The sequence below is a fragment of the Streptomyces sp. NPDC048496 genome (assembly GCF_043200055.1).
In the GTDB taxonomy this organism is placed as follows: Bacteria; Actinomycetota; Actinomycetes; order Streptomycetales; family Streptomycetaceae; genus Streptomyces.
In genome coordinates, this window is sequence record NZ_JBICXB010000025.1 from 55385 (window position 1) to 71076 (window position 15692).

The window sequence follows — 15692 nt, forward strand, 5'->3', positions numbered from 1 at the left end:
GCCGGCGCGGCGGTCAGTCGCCCAGGACCCGGCGCAGATAGTCGTTGGCGAAGAGCCGGTCCGGGTCCAGCCGGTCGCGTACGGCGGTGAACTCGCCGAACCGCGGGTACACCCCGGCCAGGTACTCCGCATCGCGTGTGTTGACCTTGCCCCAGTGCGGGCGGCCGCCGTGCGCGGTCATGATCCGCTCGACCGCGGTGAAGTACGCCTGATAGGGCGTGCCCTTGTACAGATGGACGGCGATGTACGCGCTCTCCCGGCCCGAGGCCGTGGAGAGCGCGATGTCGTCCGCGGGGGCCGTGCGGACCTCCACCGGGAAGCTGATCCGCAACGGCGAGCGGTCGACCACAGCCCTGACCTCGCGCAGCGCCTCCGTCGCGGCCTCGCGCGGCAGGGCGTACTCCATCTCCACGAAGCGGACCCGGCGTGGGCTGGTGAAGACCTTGTACGGGATGTCGGTGTAGGTACGGGCCGACAGGGCACGGCTGGAGAGCTTGGCGATCGACGGGATGGTGGCGGGGACCGCCCGGCCGAGAGAACAGGCCACCTGGAAGATCCCGTTGGAGAGGAGCTCGTCCTCGATCCAGCCGCTGACCTTTCCGGGCGGAGCGGCGGGGCCCGCGCTGCGGTTGTTGCGCTTGGTGTTGCAGTTGCCGGTGTGCGGGAACCAGTAGAACTCGAAGTGCTCGTTCTCGGCGACCAGTTCGTCGAAGCCGGCCGTGACCTTGTCGAAGGTCATCGGCTCCTCGCGGGCCGTCAACAGGAAGACCGGCTCCACGGCGAACGCGATCGCGGTGATGACACCGAGTGCGCCGAGCCCGACCCGGGCGACGGCGAAGATGTCGGCGTTCTCCTTCTCGGAGCAGGTCAGCACCGTGCCGTCCGCCGTGACCAGTTCGAGGGCGCGGATCTGGGCGGATAGGGACGCCGAGTCGCGGCCGGTGCCGTGGGTGCCGGTCGAGGTGGCCCCGGCGACCGTCTGCTCCATGATGTCGCCCATGTTGGTCAGCGACAGGCCCTCCCGGGCGAGCGCGACGTTGAGCCGCTTCAGCGGGGTGCCGGCCTCGACGGTCACCGTCATCGCCGTGCGGTCGATCTCGCGGATGCCGGTGAGCAGATCGGGGCGGATCAACAGGCCGTCGGTGGCGGCGGTCGCGGTGAAGGAGTGCCCGGTGCCGACCGGCTTCACCTTCAAGCCGTCCTCGGACGCCCGGCGCAGCGCCTCGGCGAGCTCGTCCACGGAGGCGGGGGAGACGGCCCGGGCCGGACGCGCGGTTACATTCCCCGCCCAGTTACGCCACGCGCTCGTCGTCGGCCGTGCGTAGGTGTCGGTCATCTTCCCCGCGCCTTCCCGTAGGAACCGGCTTGGCAAGCCGGCGATACCCCAGGAACGCCACCGCGGCCGCGAGCGCTCCCGCCACGGTGGGCACCGCGTACCCCGCCTTCGCCCCGGACGCGTCGACGACCCAGCCGGCGGCCGAGGAGCCGAGCGCCACGCCGACCGCGAGCCCGGTACTGGTCCAGGTCATGCCCTCGGTCAGCTTGGTGCGCGGTACGTGCTGCTCGACGAGGGCCATGGTGGTGACCATCGTCGGTGCGACGGCGAGACCCGCGACAAAGAGCGCCACGGCCAGGAACGGCAGGCTCCCGGCCAGTTGGAGGGGGATCATACTCACGGCCATGGCGCACACCCCCACCAGCCACCTGGTGGACGCCCTCCCCTTGAGACGGAGCAGTCCGAAGACGGCTCCGGCGAGGCAGGACCCCAGCGCGTACACGGCCAGCACCAGGCTCGCCGCGGCCTTGTGCCCCTGGCCCTCGGCGAAGGCCACCGTCACCACATCGACCGCACCGAAGATCGCGCCGGTCGCCACGAAGGTGCCCACGAGCACCTGGAGACCGGGGGAGCGCAGTGCCGAGCCGTCGGTGTGCTGCTCGCGCGGATGCGGGACCGGCTCGGTGGCGCGCTGGGCGGTCAGCCAGGCGACGCCGGCCAGCAGGAACCCGGCGGCCAGCAGTGGCCCCGCCTCCGGGAACCAGGCAGTGGACAGACCGATCGAGATGATCGGCCCGAAGATGAAGCACACCTCGTCGACGATCGACTCCCACGAGTACGCCGTGTGCAACTGCTGCGGCGAGCCCCGGTAGATCTCCGCCCAGCGGGCCCGGATCATCGACCCCACGCTGGGCACGCAGCCGGCGCCGGCTGCGAACACGAAGAGGGTCCAGTCCGGCAGCCGCTGCTGCGCGCAGATCAGCAGCCCGGCCACCGCCGCCAGTGCGACGAGGGTGACGGGGCGCAGGATGCGGCGCTGCCCGTGCCGGTCGACCAGCCGGGAGACCTGCGGTCCCAGCACAGCCGCCGATATCGCCAGCGTCGCGGAGAGCGCGCCCGCGAGACCGTAACGGCCGGTGATCTGGGAAACCATGGTCACCACACCGATGCCCATCATGGACAACGGCATCCGGCCGAGGAATCCGGCAGCCGAGAACCGCTTGGTGCCGGGAGCGGCGAAGATCGCGCGGTAGGGACTGGGCAAGGAGGGCTCCGGTACGGCGAGGTCACATGGGGTGTCAGGGATGCGTGTCAGGCGTGAAGGTGGCCGATACAGCTTACGGGCGGCGCACGGCGTCCGGCGCCGGGGCGGATGCCGGGTCACGGGCACGCCGGTGGATGTCGGTTGGAGCGCTGTCACAGTCGGGTGGGAGGATCGTTCCCATGTCCGATCTGCGCGCTCCCGCTCCCTACGACGCCCTGCTGCTGCTCTCCTTCGGCGGACCCGAGGGCCCGGACGACGTGGTCCCGTTCCTGGCGAACGTGACCCGCGGCCGTGGCATCCCCGAGGAGCGGCTGAAGGAGGTCGGGAAGCACTACTTCCTGTTCGGCGGCGTCAGCCCGATCAACGCCCAGAACAAGGCCCTGCTGGACGCCCTGCGCAAGGACTTCGCGGACCACGGACTCGATCTGCCGGTGTACTGGGGCAACCGCAACTGGGCGCCCTACCTCACCGACACCCTGCGCGAGATGGTTGCCGACGGACACCGCCGCATCGCCGTCCTCGCCACCAGCGCCTACGCCTCGTACTCCGGCTGCCGCCAGTACCGCGAGAACCTCGCCGAGTCGCTAGCCGTGCTGGAGGCCGAGGGACTGCCGGTGCCGCGCGTGGACAAGCTCCGGCACTACTTCAACCATCCGGGCTTCGTCCGGCCCATGGTGGAGGGTGTCCTCACGTCGCTGGCCGAGCTTCCCGAAGAGGACAGGGCCGGGGCGCACCTCGCCTTCACCACACACTCCATCCCCACCTCCGCCGCCGACACCTCCGGCCCCGAGGAGGCGCACGGCGACGGCGGCGCGTATGTCGCCGAGCATCTCGACGTCGCCCGGGTGATCGTCGACGCGGTGCGTGAGGAGACCGGCGTCGCGTATCCCTGGCAGCTCGTCTACCAGTCGCGCAGCGGCGCCCCGCACATCCCCTGGCTGGAGCCCGACATCTGCGACCACCTGGAGGCGCTCCACGGGGCGGGCGTGCCCGCTGTGGTGATGGCCCCCATCGGCTTCGTCTCGGACCACATGGAGGTCCTGTACGACCTCGACACCGAGGCCACCGCGAAGGCCGCCGAGCTCGGTCTGCCGGTGCGGCGGTCCGCGACGGCCGGTGCGGACCCGCGGTTCGCCGCGGCCGTGCGCGAGCTGGTCCTGGAGCGCGCCGCCACCGAGCGGGGGCGCACGGTGGAGCGGTGCGCGCTCGGGGCGCTCGGTCCGAGCCACGATCTCTGCCCCGTCGGCTGCTGCCCGGCCCGTGCCCTCAAGCCCGCCGCGGCGGGCGCCGACAGTCCCTACGCCTAGGAGCGTTGTATCTCTGTGACCCCTGTGAGCCCTGTGCCCTCTGTGGCCGACCCCGTCCTGTCCGAACTGCTCGGCCTCGCCCTGGAGGCCGCCCGGCGCGCAGGTGCGCTGCTCCGCGACGGCCGCCCCGCCGATCTCGGGGTGGCCGCGACCAAGTCCAGCCCCATCGACGTCGTCACCGAGATGGACATCGCCGCCGAGAATCTGATCACCGGCTTCCTCGCCGAGCGCCGCCCCCAGGACGGCTTCCTCGGCGAGGAGGGTGCCAGCTCCGCGGGCAGCAGCGGCATCCGCTGGGTCATCGATCCGCTCGACGGCACGGTGAACTACCTCTACGGTCAGCCGACCTGGGCCGTCTCCATCGCAGCGGAACGGGACGGCGAGCGTGTCGTGGGCGTGGTGGAGGCCCCGATGCGCCGTGAGACGTACCACGCGGTCCTCGGCGGCGGTGCGTACGCAAAGGGCGGCGCGTACGGCGATGGCACCGCGCTGCGCACCCGGCCCGCACCGCCGCTCGACCAGGCGCTGGTCTCGACCGGCTTCAACTACGTCACCGACGTCCGTACGCACCAGGCGGACGTCGCCCAGCAGCTGATCCCGAAACTCCGCGACATCCGGCGCAGCGGCTCCGCCGCCGTCGATCTCTGCGATGTCGCCGCGGGTCGGCTGGACGGCTACTACGAGCGCGGGCTCCACCCCTGGGACCTCGCCGCCGGTGACCTGATCGCCCGGGAGGCCGGCGCCCGCACCGGCGGCCGGCCCGGACTGCCCGCCGACGGCGACCTGACCGTGGCCGCGTCACCGGGCGTCTTCGAGCCCCTGCAGATCCTCCTGGAGGATCTGGGCGCCTGGCACGACTGACGCACCCGGCCATAAAGCGCCTGGGGCGCGCTGTGGCGGGCGTTCACGACAGCACAGGGCCCCGGCGTCATGGGGGATGCCGGGGGCCTGTGCCGACTGCTCAGACGGCCGTGGCGCCGACTTCGACACCGTGCTCGGCGGCGAGGCGGCGCAGGTCGTCCAGCTCTCCCTGCTCGACATCCGCGAGGAAGTCGTCGCCCGTCTCGCGGGCCCTGGTGAGGTCGTACTCGGCGGTCTTGATTCGCTGCAGTAGACCTGCGGTGAAAGCGTCCATGGTGCGCCCCCTCATCGTGGGTCGGTGGCACGGGGGTGTGCCCGGGTTTCCCTCCGCCAGGGGCGGCAGGGCGGGTGATCACGCACTCTCCGGGGACGGAGCGGCCGTGGTGCGCCACATGCATGGCGTGATCGCGGGTGTGAATTCGTCCTCCCCAGGCCCTGGCTCAGAGAAACCTCAACTGGCCCGGAAATCCGGTGAATTCCCCGAAGCCGCAGGTCGCGCCGCGCCGCCTTACCGCCGGTTTATACGCGTTGCAGGCAGGATGGACCCGCACAGACAGTGCTGCTGGGCCGGCCCGATCACGGTCCGTGGCCTCATTCGAACGTTCTGAAGTTTCTAAGGAAGGACAGCGCCGTGCGTGTACTCGTCGTGGAGGACGAGCAGCTGCTCGCCGATGCGGTGGCCACCGGACTGCGCCGGGAGGCCATGGCGGTCGACGTCGTGTACGACGGTGCGGCGGCCCTGGAGCGCATCGAGGTCAACGACTACGACGTCGTGGTGCTGGACCGGGACCTCCCCCTGGTGCACGGCGACGACGTCTGCCGCCGGGTCGTCGAGCTGGGCATGCCGACCCGGGTGCTCATGCTCACGGCCTCCGGGGACGTCAGCGACCGGGTGGAGGGCCTGGAGCTCGGCGCCGACGACTACCTGCCGAAGCCGTTCGCCTTCAGCGAGCTGACTGCGCGGGTACGGGCCCTGGGGCGCCGCACGACGGTCGCGCTGCCGCCCATCCTGGAGCGCGCCGGCATCAAGCTGGACCCCAACCGCCGCGAGGTCTTCCGCGACGCGCAGGAGATCCAGCTCGCGCCGAAGGAGTTCGCGGTGCTGGAGGTCCTGATGCGCAGCGAGGGCGCGGTCGTCTCCGCGGAGCAGCTGCTGGAGAAAGCCTGGGACGAGAACACCGACCCGTTCACCAATGTGGTCCGGGTGACGGTCATGACCCTGCGCCGCAAGCTCGGGGAGCCACCGGTCATCGTCACCGTGCCCGGTTCCGGTTACCGGATCTGAGGCCTGGTGTCCACCATCCCGGCGCCCCCGACAGCGCCCCCGAAACCCACCTGGGACCCCAAACAGCTGGAGCCCCCGTACCCCTGGCTGCGCCCGACCATCCGGATACGGCTCACGCTTCTGTACGGCGGGATGTTCCTGATCGCCGGCATCCTGCTGCTCTCGATCATCTACATGCTGGCCGCACAGGCCCTGCACGTGGGCAGTGAGCTGCCGTTCAAGGTCGTCAGCGGCCAGGTCTCCAGCGATCTGTGCAACCTCTCCGGGGAGGGGTCGTCACCGGCTGCCGTCAACGCGGCCATGAACACGTGTGTCAACCATCAGCGCCAGGAGGCGCTCGACACCCTCCTGAACCGTTCGCTGCTGGCCCTCGTCGGTCTGAGCGTCATCGCCTTCGCCTTCGGCTACGCCATGGCGGGCCGGGTGCTCTCCCCGCTGGGCCGCATCACCCGCACCGCCCGCCGGGTGGCCGGGACGGACCTGTCCCGGCGGATCGAGCTGGACGGTCCCGACGACGAGCTCAAGGAGCTCGCCGACACCTTCGACGACATGCTCGACCGGCTGGAGCGGGCCTTCACCGCGCAGCAGCGGTTCGTCGGGAACGCCTCGCACGAGCTGCGTACCCCGCTCGCGATCAACCGCACCCTGCTGGAGGTCCACCTCTCCGACCCACAGGCTCCGCCGGAGCTCCAGCAGCTCGGCAAGACCCTGCTGGCCACCAACGAGCGCAGTGAGCAGCTGGTCGAGGGCCTGCTGCTGCTCGCCCGCAGCGACAACCAGATCATCGAGCGCAAGCCGGTCGACCTCGCGGAGGTCGCCACGCGCGCGCTCGACCAGACCCGGGCCGAGGCCGAGCAGAAGGGCGTGGAGATCCGTGAGGAGATCGTGCCTGCCGTCGTCCAGGGCAACGGTGTCCTGCTGGAGCGGATCGCGCTGAACCTCGTACAGAACGCCGTGCGCTACAACATCCGGGAGCAGGGCTGGGTGGAAGTCACCACCGAGCTGCAGCCCGGCCAGGCGCTGCTGGTGGTCTCGAACACCGGCCCTGTGGTGCCGGCGTACGAGATCGACAACCTCTTCGAGCCCTTCAGACGGCTCCGTACGGAGCGAACGGGCAGCGACAAGGGGGTCGGGCTCGGCCTGTCCATCGCGCGGTCCGTGGCGCGTGCTCACGGCGGCCGTATCATCGCGGAACCCCGTGAGGGTGGTGGTCTCGTGATGCGCGTCACCCTGCCGGTCTGAGAGGCTGAGTCGAGCGATACGCGCAGGGATTACTTCGTTCGCTTTGAGCGGAATTTTCGGGACCCGTGCCCACGGGATCCGTGTGTGATCGATCACAGGAGCGAATTTCGGGCGCTCCACGCTCCGTGACCAGGCCCCCTACCCAAAATCCGGCAATAGTCGGGGTTTTCGGGGGCCGATATCACGGGAAGTACACGGGGTGGCGCCCGTGAAGCGCGGCATGCGGACCGTGTACGGTCCCCTTCGCCACCCAAGCCGACCACTCCAGAGAGGTCCGCTCGGGTGTCGATTGAGTAACAGACCTTGATGTGAGGCAAAATCTCCGCCTCGGGTCGGGCACAAGTCCGGCCTCTCACGCGTTACGAGCGCTGAGACACCGCAGACACCCAGAGGGGGAGAGCGACACATGGCAACGGATTACGACACCCCACGCAAGACCGACGACGACGTCGACCAGGACAGCCTTGAGGAACTCAAGGCCCGTCGGAGCGACAAGACGGCGTCCGCCGTCGACGTCGACGAGTTCGACGCGGCAGAAGGACTGGAGCTCCCCGGAGCAGACCTGTCCAATGAGGAACTCGCCGTCAGGGTCCTGCCCAAGCAGGCCGACGAGTTCACGTGCATGAGCTGCTTCCTCGTGCACCACCGCAGCCAGCTGGCCCGCGAGAAGAACGGCCAGCCGATCTGCCGCGACTGCGACTAGGTCCGGTCGGACGTGGCAGGCGACACACCGTTCCGGAAGCGGCGCTTGCGACGCAAGCCGTCGGAGGCGAATCAGGGCGGTCCAGGCCCGGCAGAAGGCGTAGCAGCCCTTGCCGAGCGGTCCGCCCTGCCACCCTTCGCGGGCGTATCTGACGACGAGCGAGGCCGTTCGGCCTCGCTCGAAGCAGTGGAAGCCGCCATTGCCGCGGAGACAGGACGAGCAGTACCAGCAGCCGGCACGGCCGATGGGGCCGAGCAGACCGGCAGGACGGAGCCCGTGACCGGGGCAGGCCGTCTGCAATCAGTCAAACGGGGCGTACGCAAGGGCGGGGAGAGCGCCAGGACAGCGATCGGTCATATCGCCGACCGGATCATCGAGATCGCTCCCCGCGTCCCTGTACGCGACCTCGCCACCCTGCGCAGGCAGTTCCCGGGCCTCGGCCCCGAGGAACTCGCCGACAAGCTCGTCGCAGGCGCGAGCAAGGGCACTGCCACCGTCGGCGCCGGTATCGGTGCGGCGGCCATGCTGCCCGTACCGCCCGCCATGTTCGCCGAGCTGGCAGCGGAGATCACCGGCGTGGCCGCGATCGAGATGAAGCTCGTGGCCGAACTGCACGAGGTCTACGGCCTGCGCCCGCCGGGCGGCCTTGCCCAGCGCAGCACCGCGTACCTCACGTCGTGGACGGAGGAGCGCGGTATCGATGTCACCCATCCGACGACGATCGATGCGGCGCTCGGCGGCCGGATGAAGCGGGAGCTGCGCCAGCAGATCGTGAAGCGGATGATGCGCGATCTGCCGAACCTGATCCCGTTCCTGGCCGGCGCCGCCATCGGCGCGATGATGAACCGGCGCGACACGAAGAAGGTTGCCGAACGGGTCAGGAAAGACCTGCGCAAGGCCCAGATCTCCTGGGACCGGCTCCCGGAGCTGCCGCCCCTGGAGCGGCCGCGGAAGCTGCACAAGGACCTCCCGAAGGAGATCGAGGGCTGACGGCCTCCCCCGGAGCGGAGGCCGTCAGGACCGCCCCGGCGGCCCCCAGAGGCGGGAAACGGTTATGCGGCCCGTGCCGCCGTGAGCGCCGCCACCAGGGCCTGCGGCTCGCGGGTCGACAGATAGACGTACGGAGTCGGGTCCTCCGGGTCGGAGACCTCCACCCGCACCGCCGTCTGGATGTAGCTGCGCTGCAGCATGAAGGCACGGGTGTCCGCCTTGTACGTGCGCCACGCGCGTGCCTCCTCGCCCTCCAGCGACTCCGCCTCGCCGAGTGCCGTCACCGGGATCCGGGCGTCACCCGCGACCAGGGCGCCCGCCACCACCCGGATCCGGGCGGAGCCGTACGAGCTGACTGCGAGCAAGGCCAGCGCGGTGCCGCCGACCAGGCCGGCGAGCAACGGCAGGGTGCCCAGTGGCAGCAGTATCAGGGCGCAGGCGACCCCCATCAGGAAGGCAAGGAACCACCACGAACGGGGTGCGGTCAGACGTTCGTCGAAAGGCGGGGTGGAAGGCTGCATGAACCCAAGCTTGGCACGGCGCGACCTGCGGCTACCCGCGCGGGTAAGGTCTGCGCCTGTGAGTGGAACATCTGCGGCTCTTCAGCCACCGGCCGACGCGGTGAAACCGGTCCGGCATCCCGACGCCCCGGTCCCCGGCGAGCTCCTCGGCGCGCACTACGAACACTGTTTCGGCTGCGGTGATGGACAGCCGCACGGGCTGCACCTCCAGGCGCGGGCCGGCGAGGGTGTCAGCGTCACCGCCGATTTCACGGTGAAGGCCGCCCACCAGGGCGCCCCGGGCCTGGCGCACGGCGGCATCCTGGCCACGGCGCTGGACGAGACGCTGGGTTCGCTGAACTGGCTGCTGCGGGTGATCGCGGTGACCGGGCGGCTGGAGACCGACTTCGTGCGCCCCGTGCCGGTCGACACCGTGCTGCACCTGGACGCCGAGGTCACCGCCGTGCACGGCCGGAAGATCTACTCCCGGGCGACCGGCCGGATCGGCGGCCCGGACGGGCCCGTCGCGGTCCGCGCCGAGGCCCTCTTCATCGAGGTCAAGGTCGACCACTTCATCGAGAACGGCCGCCCCGCCGAGATCCAGGCGGCGATGGCCGACCCGGACCAGGTCAGGCGCGCCCGTGCCTTCGAGGTGAACCCCTGATGCGCCGTCCCGTCGACGTACTGCTCCGCCGGATCGATCCGGAAGTGCCGATTCCGGCGTACGGTCACCCGGGCGACGCCGGGGTCGATCTGGTGACCACCGAGGCCGCCGAGCTCGCCCCGGGCGAACGGGCGATGCTGCCCACCGGCGTGTCGATCGCGCTGCCCGACGGGTACGCCGCGTTCGTGCATCCGCGGTCCGGCCTCGCGGCCCGCTGCGGAGTCGCCCTTGTCAATGCCCCGGGGACGGTTGATGCCGGGTACCGTGGAGAGATCAAGGTCATCGTCATCAATCTCGACCCGCGCGAGACCGTGCGGTTCGAGAGGTTCGACCGGATTGCCCAACTGGTCGTCCAGCAGGTCGAGAAGGTGCGCTTCCACGAGGTGTCGGAACTGCCAGGCTCGGCGAGGGGCGAGGGCGGCTTCGGTTCCACCGGAGGCCATGCCACGGGTGATGTTGACGGCGTCAGGGGCGGGATCACCCAGGGCGGGAACAGCTACGCTTCGGTCGTACCCGACCGGGAAGGACAGTGACGTGTTCGGACGTCGCAAGAAGAGTGGTTCCGCCGAGGACGTGGCGGACGAAGCGCGCGAGGCCGAGCAGGTCGTCGACGAGCTCGACGACACCGACGCCGCCGAGAGCGGAGCGCGCCGGGTGAACCTCCCGCCGGCGCCGCGGCCGGACGGGCCGTGGGACATCGACGAGGTCTCCCAGCCCAGTGAGGGCCGGGTCGACCTGGGCGGCATCTTCGTGCCCGGGGTCGACGGAATGGAGCTGCGCGTCGAGGTCGCCGGTGACGCGATCGTCGCCGCCACCGTCGTGCTGCGCGACAGCGCGATCCAGCTGCAGGCCTTCGCCGCCCCCAAGAAGGAGGGCATCTGGGGCGAGGTCCGCGAGGAGATCGCCTCCGGCATCACCCAGCAGGGCGGGATCATCGACGAGGTCGAGGGCCCGCTGGGCTGGGAGCTGCGGGCACAGGTCCCCGTGCAGCTTCCGGACGGGACGAACGGCGTGCAGCTGGTGCGCTTCGTCGGCGTCGACGGGCCGCGCTGGTTCCTGCGCGGAGTGATCTCCGGCCAGGGCGCCGTGCAGCCGCAGGCCGCCGGGCTGCTGGAGACGATCTTCCGGGACACCGTGGTCGTCCGTGGCGAGGGCCCGATGGCCCCGCGCGACCCGATCGTCCTCAAGCTCCCCGACGACGCCCAGATGGTGCCCGAGGGCGTGCAGCAGGAGGACCAGGAGAGCTCGAAGTTCTCCGGTGGCATGGGCCAGCTCCAGCGCGGGCCCGAGATCACCGAGGTGCGCTGAACCGCCTCCCGGGGTGTGTGACAGCTTCGGCCGGTGGGCCGTACCTCCCTTCGAGGGAGGTGCGGCCCACCGGCTTTTGCATGCCTGCGGAGCACGCGCTTTTGCATGCCTGCGGAGCACGCGTGCGGAGCATGCGACAGAGCACGCTCACCGGCGCGTGTATGACGCGCGTATGGGGCACGTATGGGCGCCGTCAAGGGCGCGCCCCTCCCCGTAAGGAAGCCATCAACGCAGGCCACGGGGGCTTCGGACAGGGGTTTGCTCATGAGGTCCGAGAATCCGAACCTCATCTAGGAGCACACGGTGGCCGATCTGGCCTTCGTCGTCACCACGATCGCGGTCTTCGCGCTGGTGGCTCTAGTCGCCAAGGGGGTGGCGAAGCTGTGACTGCCGAGAACATCGTCGGTCTGATCGTGGCCGTCGCCCTGCTGGGCTATCTCGTCCTCGCCCTTCTGTACCCGGAGAGGTTCTGAGCCCGATATGAGCCCCGTCCTCGCTGGTGTGCTCCAGCTGCTCGCGCTCGTCGTGGCGCTGGGTCTGGCCTACCGTCCGCTCGGCGACTACATGGCCGGCGTCTACTCCTCGAAGAAGCACCTGCGGGTCGAGAAGTGGATCTACAAGGCCATCGGCGCCAACCCCGACACGGAGATGCGCTGGCCCGCCTATCTCCGTGGCGTTCTCGCCTTCTCCGCGGTGAGCGTCCTCTTCCTGTACGTGCTGCAGCGGCTCCAGGGCAGCCTGCCCGGCTCGCTCGGCTTCGCCTCCATCGACCCCGATCAGGCGTTCAACACCGCGGCCTCCTTCGTGGCGAACACCAACTGGCAGTCGTACTACGGCGAGCAGGCCATGGGCCATGTCGTCCAGACCGGCGGCCTCGCGGTGCAGAACTTCGTCTCGGCCTCCGTCGGCATCGCCGTCGCGGTGGCGCTCGTACGGGGCTTCGCCCGCTCCCGCACCGGTGAGCTCGGCAACTTCTGGTCCGACCTGGTGCGCGGCACGATACGGATCCTGCTGCCGATCGCCGTGATCGCCGCGCTCGTGCTCGTGGCGTGCGGTGCCATCCAGAACTTCTCCGGCATCCACGAGGTCGGCCAGTTCACGGGCGGCTCGCAGCAGTGGAACGGCGGTGCGGTCGCCTCGCAGGAGGCCATCAAGGAGCTGGGCACCAACGGCGGCGGTTACTTCAACGCCAATGCGGCGCACCCCTTTGAGAACCCCAACGGGCTCTCCAACCTCCTTGAGATCTTCCTGATCCTGGTCATCCCGTTCTCGCTGACCCGCACCTTCGGGCGGATGGTCGGCTCGCTGAAGCAGGGCTACGCGATCCTCGCGGCGATGGGCGTCATCTGGCTCGGCTTCACCGCGCTGATGATGTGGACCGAGTTCGCCCACCACGGACCCGCGTTCGACATCGCGGGCGGGGCGATGGAGGGCAAGGAGACCCGCTTCGGGATCGGCGGATCGTCGATCTTCGCCGTGGCCACCACGCTCACCTCGACCGGCGCCGTGAACTCCTTCCACTCCTCGTTCACCGGCTTCGGCGGCGGCATCACCATGCTGGGCATGCAGCTCGGCGAGATCGCCCCCGGTGGTACCGGCTCCGGCCTCTACGGCATGCTGATCATGGCGATCATCGCGGTGTTCATCGCGGGTCTGATGGTCGGCCGCACGCCCGAGTACCTCGGCAAGAAGATCGGCACCCGCGAGATCAAGTTCGCGGCCTGCTACATCCTCATCACCCCGGCACTGGTGCTCTGCTTCACCGCGGCGGCAATGGCCCTGCCCACCCCGGTCCACTCGATGACCAACTCCGGTGCGCACGGCTTCTCCGAGATCCTGTACGCCTACACCTCCGGCGCCAACAACAACGGTTCGGCATTCGCCGGGCTCAACGCGGACACCCAGTGGTTCAACACCACGATCGGGCTCGCGATGCTGCTGGGCCGGTTCCTGCCCATGGTCTTCGTCCTGGCTCTGGCCGGCTCGCTCGCCGAGCAGCGGCCCGTACCGGCGACCGTCGGCACGCTCGGCACCCACAAGCCGCTCTTCAGCGGACTGCTGGTCGGCACGATCATGATCGTCGCCGGTCTGACCTACTTCCCGGCCCTGGCGCTGGGGCCGCTGGCCGAGGGGCTGGCGTCATGACCACCACACGTACGCAGCACGACGAATCGATGCATGAGGACGCGATGTCCACTGTCACCAAGGACCTGGCACCGCACCAGGACGCGCCCACCGGTCACCGGACCGAGGGACGCGTCGGCGCGGGGCTGTTCGACCCCAAGCAGCTGCTCAAGTCCTTCCCCGACGCGGTCCGCAAGCTCGATCCGCGGGTGATGGTCAAGTCGCCGGTGATGTTCGTGGTCCTGGCCGGTTCGGTGCTCACCACCGTCCTCGCCGCGCTGGACCCGACCGACTGGTTCGGCTGGGCGATCGCCGCGTGGCTCTGGCTCACCACGATCTTCGCCAACCTGGCGGAGGCGGTCGCCGAGGGCCGCGGCAAGGCGCAGGCCGACACACTGCGCAAGGCCAAGACCGACACGTTCGCGCGCCGGCTCGTCGGGAAGAACGAGGAGCGCGTACCCGGCACCGATCTGCGCATCGGTGACCTGGTGGTCTGCGAGGCCGGTGACATCGTCCCCGGCGACGGTGACGTCGTCGAGGGCGTCGCCAGCGTCGACGAGTCCGCCATCACGGGGGAGTCGGCACCGGTCATCCGGGAGTCGGGCGGCGACCGCTCGGCCGTCACCGGTGGTACGAAGGTGCTCTCCGACCGCATCGTCATCAAGATCACCACCAAGCCCGGTGAGACCTTCATCGACCGGATGATCAACCTGGTCGAGGGCGCGGCCCGGCAGAAGACGCCCAACGAGATCGCGCTGAACATCCTGCTCGCGTCCCTCACCATCGTCTTCCTGCTGGCCGTCGTCACCCTGCAGCCGTTCGCCATCTACGCGGGCCGACGCCAGTCGATGATCGTGCTGACCGCGCTGCTGGTCTGCCTCATCCCGACCACCATCGGCGCGTTGCTCTCCGCGATCGGCATCGCCGGCATGGACCGCCTCGTCCAGCGCAATGTCCTCGCCATGTCCGGACGTGCCGTCGAGGCCGCCGGCGACGTGTCGACCCTGCTGCTCGACAAGACCGGAACCATCACGCTCGGCAACCGGCAGGCCGCCGAGTTCGTCCCGGTCACGGGGGTGACGGCGGCCGAACTGGCGGACGCCGCCCAGCTCTCCTCGCTGGCCGACGAGACTCCTGAGGGCCGCTCCGTCGTCGTCCTGGCGAAGGAGAGGTACGGGCTGCGCGAGCGTCACCAGGGTCAGCTCGTCGGGGCCGAGTGGGTCGGTTTCACCGCACAGACCCGGATGTCCGGTGTGGACGTCGAGGGGAGCAGGATCCGCAAGGGTGCGACCGGCTCGGTCGTCTCCTGGGTCGAGGAACGGGGCGGCACCGTCTCGCCGGACGCCCGCACACTCACCGACCGGATCTCCGAGGCGGGCGGTACACCGCTGCTGGTCGCCGTCGACGACGAGCGGGGCGCCCGGATCCTCGGCGTCATCCACCTCAAGGACGTCGTCAAGGAAGGGATGCGGGAGCGGTTCGACGAGCTGCGCCGGATGGGCATCCGTACGGTGATGATCACCGGCGACAACCCGCTGACCGCGAAGGCGATCGCCGAGGAGGCGGGGGTCGACGACTTCCTCGCCGAGGCCACGCCCGAGGACAAGATGGCCCTGATCAAGCGTGAGCAGGCCGGCGGCAAGCTCGTCGCGATGACCGGTGACGGCACGAACGACGCGCCGGCGCTCGCCCAGGCCGATGTCGGCGTGGCCATGAACACCGGTACCTCGGCCGCCAAGGAGGCCGGGAACATGGTGGACCTGGACTCCAACCCGACGAAACTCATCGAGATCGTCGAGATCGGCAAGCAGTTGCTGATCACCCGCGGTGCGCTGACCACCTTCTCGATCGCCAACGACGTCGCGAAGTACTTCGCGATCATCCCGGCGATGTTCGCGGTGGTCTACCCGGGCCTGGACAGGCTGAACATCATGCAGCTGTCCTCGCCGGAGTCCGCGATCCTGTCCGCCGTCGTCTTCAACGCGCTGATCATCATCGCGCTGGTGCCGCTCGCCCTGAAGGGCGTGCGCTACCGGCCGAGCAGCGCCGACTCGATGCTCCGGCGGAACCTCGGGATCTACGGACTCGGCGGCCTGATCGCCCCGTTCATCGGCATCAAGATCATCGACCTGATCCTCTCCCTCATTCCCGGAATCGGCTGATCGCGC

The 15692-nt window shown here is 69.8% G+C and carries 16 protein-coding genes; 12 read left to right on the forward strand and 4 right to left on the reverse strand.

The window, feature by feature from the left end; translation table 11 throughout:
- Positions 1-13 precede the first annotated feature (13 nt).
- Together ACGFSA_RS22030 and ACGFSA_RS22035 are read right to left on the reverse strand one after the other, a co-directional pair.
- Entirely contained in the window at positions 14-1336 is a 1323-nt protein-coding gene (locus ACGFSA_RS22030; protein ID WP_393306650.1) for a D-arabinono-1,4-lactone oxidase, read from the reverse strand.
- Entirely contained in the window at positions 1293-2540 is a 1248-nt protein-coding gene (locus tag ACGFSA_RS22035; protein WP_393306652.1) for an MFS transporter, read from the reverse strand. The genes ACGFSA_RS22030 and ACGFSA_RS22035 overlap by 44 nt, the downstream gene beginning before the upstream one ends.
- A 179-nt stretch (positions 2541-2719) precedes the next feature.
- On the opposite strand from ACGFSA_RS22035, the gene ACGFSA_RS22040 reads away from it, so the two are divergent.
- Together ACGFSA_RS22040 and ACGFSA_RS22045 are read left to right on the forward strand one after the other, a co-directional pair.
- Positions 2720-3847: a ferrochelatase gene (locus ACGFSA_RS22040; protein ID WP_393306654.1), complete on the forward strand. Its 1128-nt coding sequence runs from the start codon at positions 2720-2722 to the stop codon at positions 3845-3847.
- 42 nt (positions 3848-3889) lie between these two features.
- A complete protein-coding gene (locus tag ACGFSA_RS22045; RefSeq protein WP_393306656.1) occupies positions 3890-4708 on the forward strand; it encodes an inositol monophosphatase family protein in 819 nt (272 codons plus the stop codon).
- 100 nt (positions 4709-4808) lie between these two features.
- On the opposite strand, the gene ACGFSA_RS22050 is transcribed toward ACGFSA_RS22045, so the two are convergent.
- Entirely contained in the window at positions 4809-4982 is a 174-nt protein-coding gene (locus tag ACGFSA_RS22050) for a hypothetical protein (protein WP_393306658.1), read from the reverse strand.
- A gap of 357 nt (positions 4983-5339) precedes the next feature.
- Here ACGFSA_RS22050 and ACGFSA_RS22055 point away from each other — a divergent pair, with 357 nt between their 5' ends.
- From ACGFSA_RS22055 to ACGFSA_RS22070, 4 genes are all read left to right on the forward strand, one after another.
- The gene (locus ACGFSA_RS22055; RefSeq protein WP_393306660.1) at positions 5340-5993 is read left to right on the forward strand and encodes a response regulator transcription factor; all 654 of its coding nucleotides are present in this window, start codon (positions 5340-5342) and stop codon (positions 5991-5993) included.
- A gap of 6 nt (positions 5994-5999) precedes the next feature.
- Positions 6000-7235, forward strand: a complete 1236-nt coding sequence (locus tag ACGFSA_RS22060) for a sensor histidine kinase (RefSeq protein WP_393306662.1) — start codon at positions 6000-6002, stop codon at positions 7233-7235.
- 406 nt (positions 7236-7641) lie between these two features.
- Positions 7642-7938 carry a DUF4193 domain-containing protein gene (locus ACGFSA_RS22065; RefSeq protein WP_003965732.1) on the forward strand — a complete coding sequence of 99 codons (297 nt, stop codon included), beginning with the start codon at positions 7642-7644 and terminating at the stop codon, positions 7936-7938.
- Positions 7939-7950: 12 nt separating this feature from the next.
- Positions 7951-8928 carry a hypothetical protein gene (locus tag ACGFSA_RS22070; protein WP_393306665.1) on the forward strand — a complete coding sequence of 326 codons (978 nt, stop codon included), beginning with the start codon at positions 7951-7953 and terminating at the stop codon, positions 8926-8928.
- A gap of 62 nt (positions 8929-8990) precedes the next feature.
- Here ACGFSA_RS22070 and ACGFSA_RS22075 read toward each other — a convergent pair whose 3' ends face one another.
- The gene (locus ACGFSA_RS22075; RefSeq protein WP_393306667.1) at positions 8991-9449 is read right to left on the reverse strand and encodes a DUF3093 domain-containing protein; all 459 of its coding nucleotides are present in this window, start codon (positions 9447-9449) and stop codon (positions 8991-8993) included.
- Positions 9450-9507: 58 nt separating this feature from the next.
- Here ACGFSA_RS22075 and ACGFSA_RS22080 point away from each other — a divergent pair, with 58 nt between their 5' ends.
- The 6 genes from ACGFSA_RS22080 (at position 9508) to kdpB (ending at position 15686) form a co-directional block, all read left to right on the forward strand.
- Complete coding sequence (locus ACGFSA_RS22080) at positions 9508-10092, forward strand: PaaI family thioesterase (RefSeq protein ID WP_393306669.1); 585 nt, start codon at positions 9508-9510, stop codon at positions 10090-10092.
- Positions 10092-10625: a dUTP diphosphatase gene (gene dut / locus ACGFSA_RS22085; protein ID WP_037701218.1), complete on the forward strand. Its 534-nt coding sequence runs from the start codon at positions 10092-10094 to the stop codon at positions 10623-10625. Before ACGFSA_RS22080 ends, dut begins: the two co-directional genes overlap by 1 nt.
- Before the next feature lies 1 nt (position 10626).
- A complete protein-coding gene (locus tag ACGFSA_RS22090) occupies positions 10627-11400 on the forward strand; it encodes a DUF3710 domain-containing protein (protein WP_393306671.1) in 774 nt (257 codons plus the stop codon).
- 383 nt (positions 11401-11783) lie between these two features.
- Entirely contained in the window at positions 11784-11873 is a 90-nt protein-coding gene (gene kdpF / locus ACGFSA_RS22095; RefSeq protein ID WP_037701211.1) for a K(+)-transporting ATPase subunit F, read from the forward strand.
- A 7-nt stretch (positions 11874-11880) separates the two neighbouring features.
- Positions 11881-13545: a potassium-transporting ATPase subunit KdpA gene (gene kdpA, locus ACGFSA_RS22100; protein WP_393306674.1), complete on the forward strand. Its 1665-nt coding sequence runs from the start codon at positions 11881-11883 to the stop codon at positions 13543-13545.
- A gap of 44 nt (positions 13546-13589) precedes the next feature.
- Complete coding sequence (gene kdpB, locus ACGFSA_RS22105) at positions 13590-15686, forward strand: potassium-transporting ATPase subunit KdpB (protein WP_393306718.1); 2097 nt, start codon at positions 13590-13592, stop codon at positions 15684-15686.
- The last annotated feature ends 6 nt before the right edge of the window (positions 15687-15692 follow it).

Bases quoted from the DNA above. Each gene is read 5' to 3' on its own strand.
- ACGFSA_RS22030 (WP_393306650.1), bottom strand. From the start codon at position 1,336: ATGACCGACACCTACGCACGGCCGACGACGAGCGCGTGGCGTAACTGG.
- ACGFSA_RS22040 (WP_393306654.1), top strand. From the start codon at position 2,720: ATGTCCGATCTGCGCGCTCCCGCTCCCTACGACGCCCTGCTGCTGCTC.
- ACGFSA_RS22050 (WP_393306658.1), bottom strand. From the start codon at position 4,982: ATGGACGCTTTCACCGCAGGTCTACTGCAGCGAATCAAGACCGCCGAG.
- ACGFSA_RS22065 (WP_003965732.1), top strand. From the start codon at position 7,642: ATGGCAACGGATTACGACACCCCACGCAAGACCGACGACGACGTCGAC.
- ACGFSA_RS22075 (WP_393306667.1), bottom strand. From the start codon at position 9,449: ATGCAGCCTTCCACCCCGCCTTTCGACGAACGTCTGACCGCACCCCGT.
- dut (WP_037701218.1), top strand. From the start codon at position 10,092: ATGCGCCGTCCCGTCGACGTACTGCTCCGCCGGATCGATCCGGAAGTG.
- kdpA (WP_393306674.1), top strand. From the start codon at position 11,881: ATGAGCCCCGTCCTCGCTGGTGTGCTCCAGCTGCTCGCGCTCGTCGTG.
- kdpB (WP_393306718.1), top strand. From the start codon at position 13,590: ATGTCCACTGTCACCAAGGACCTGGCACCGCACCAGGACGCGCCCACC.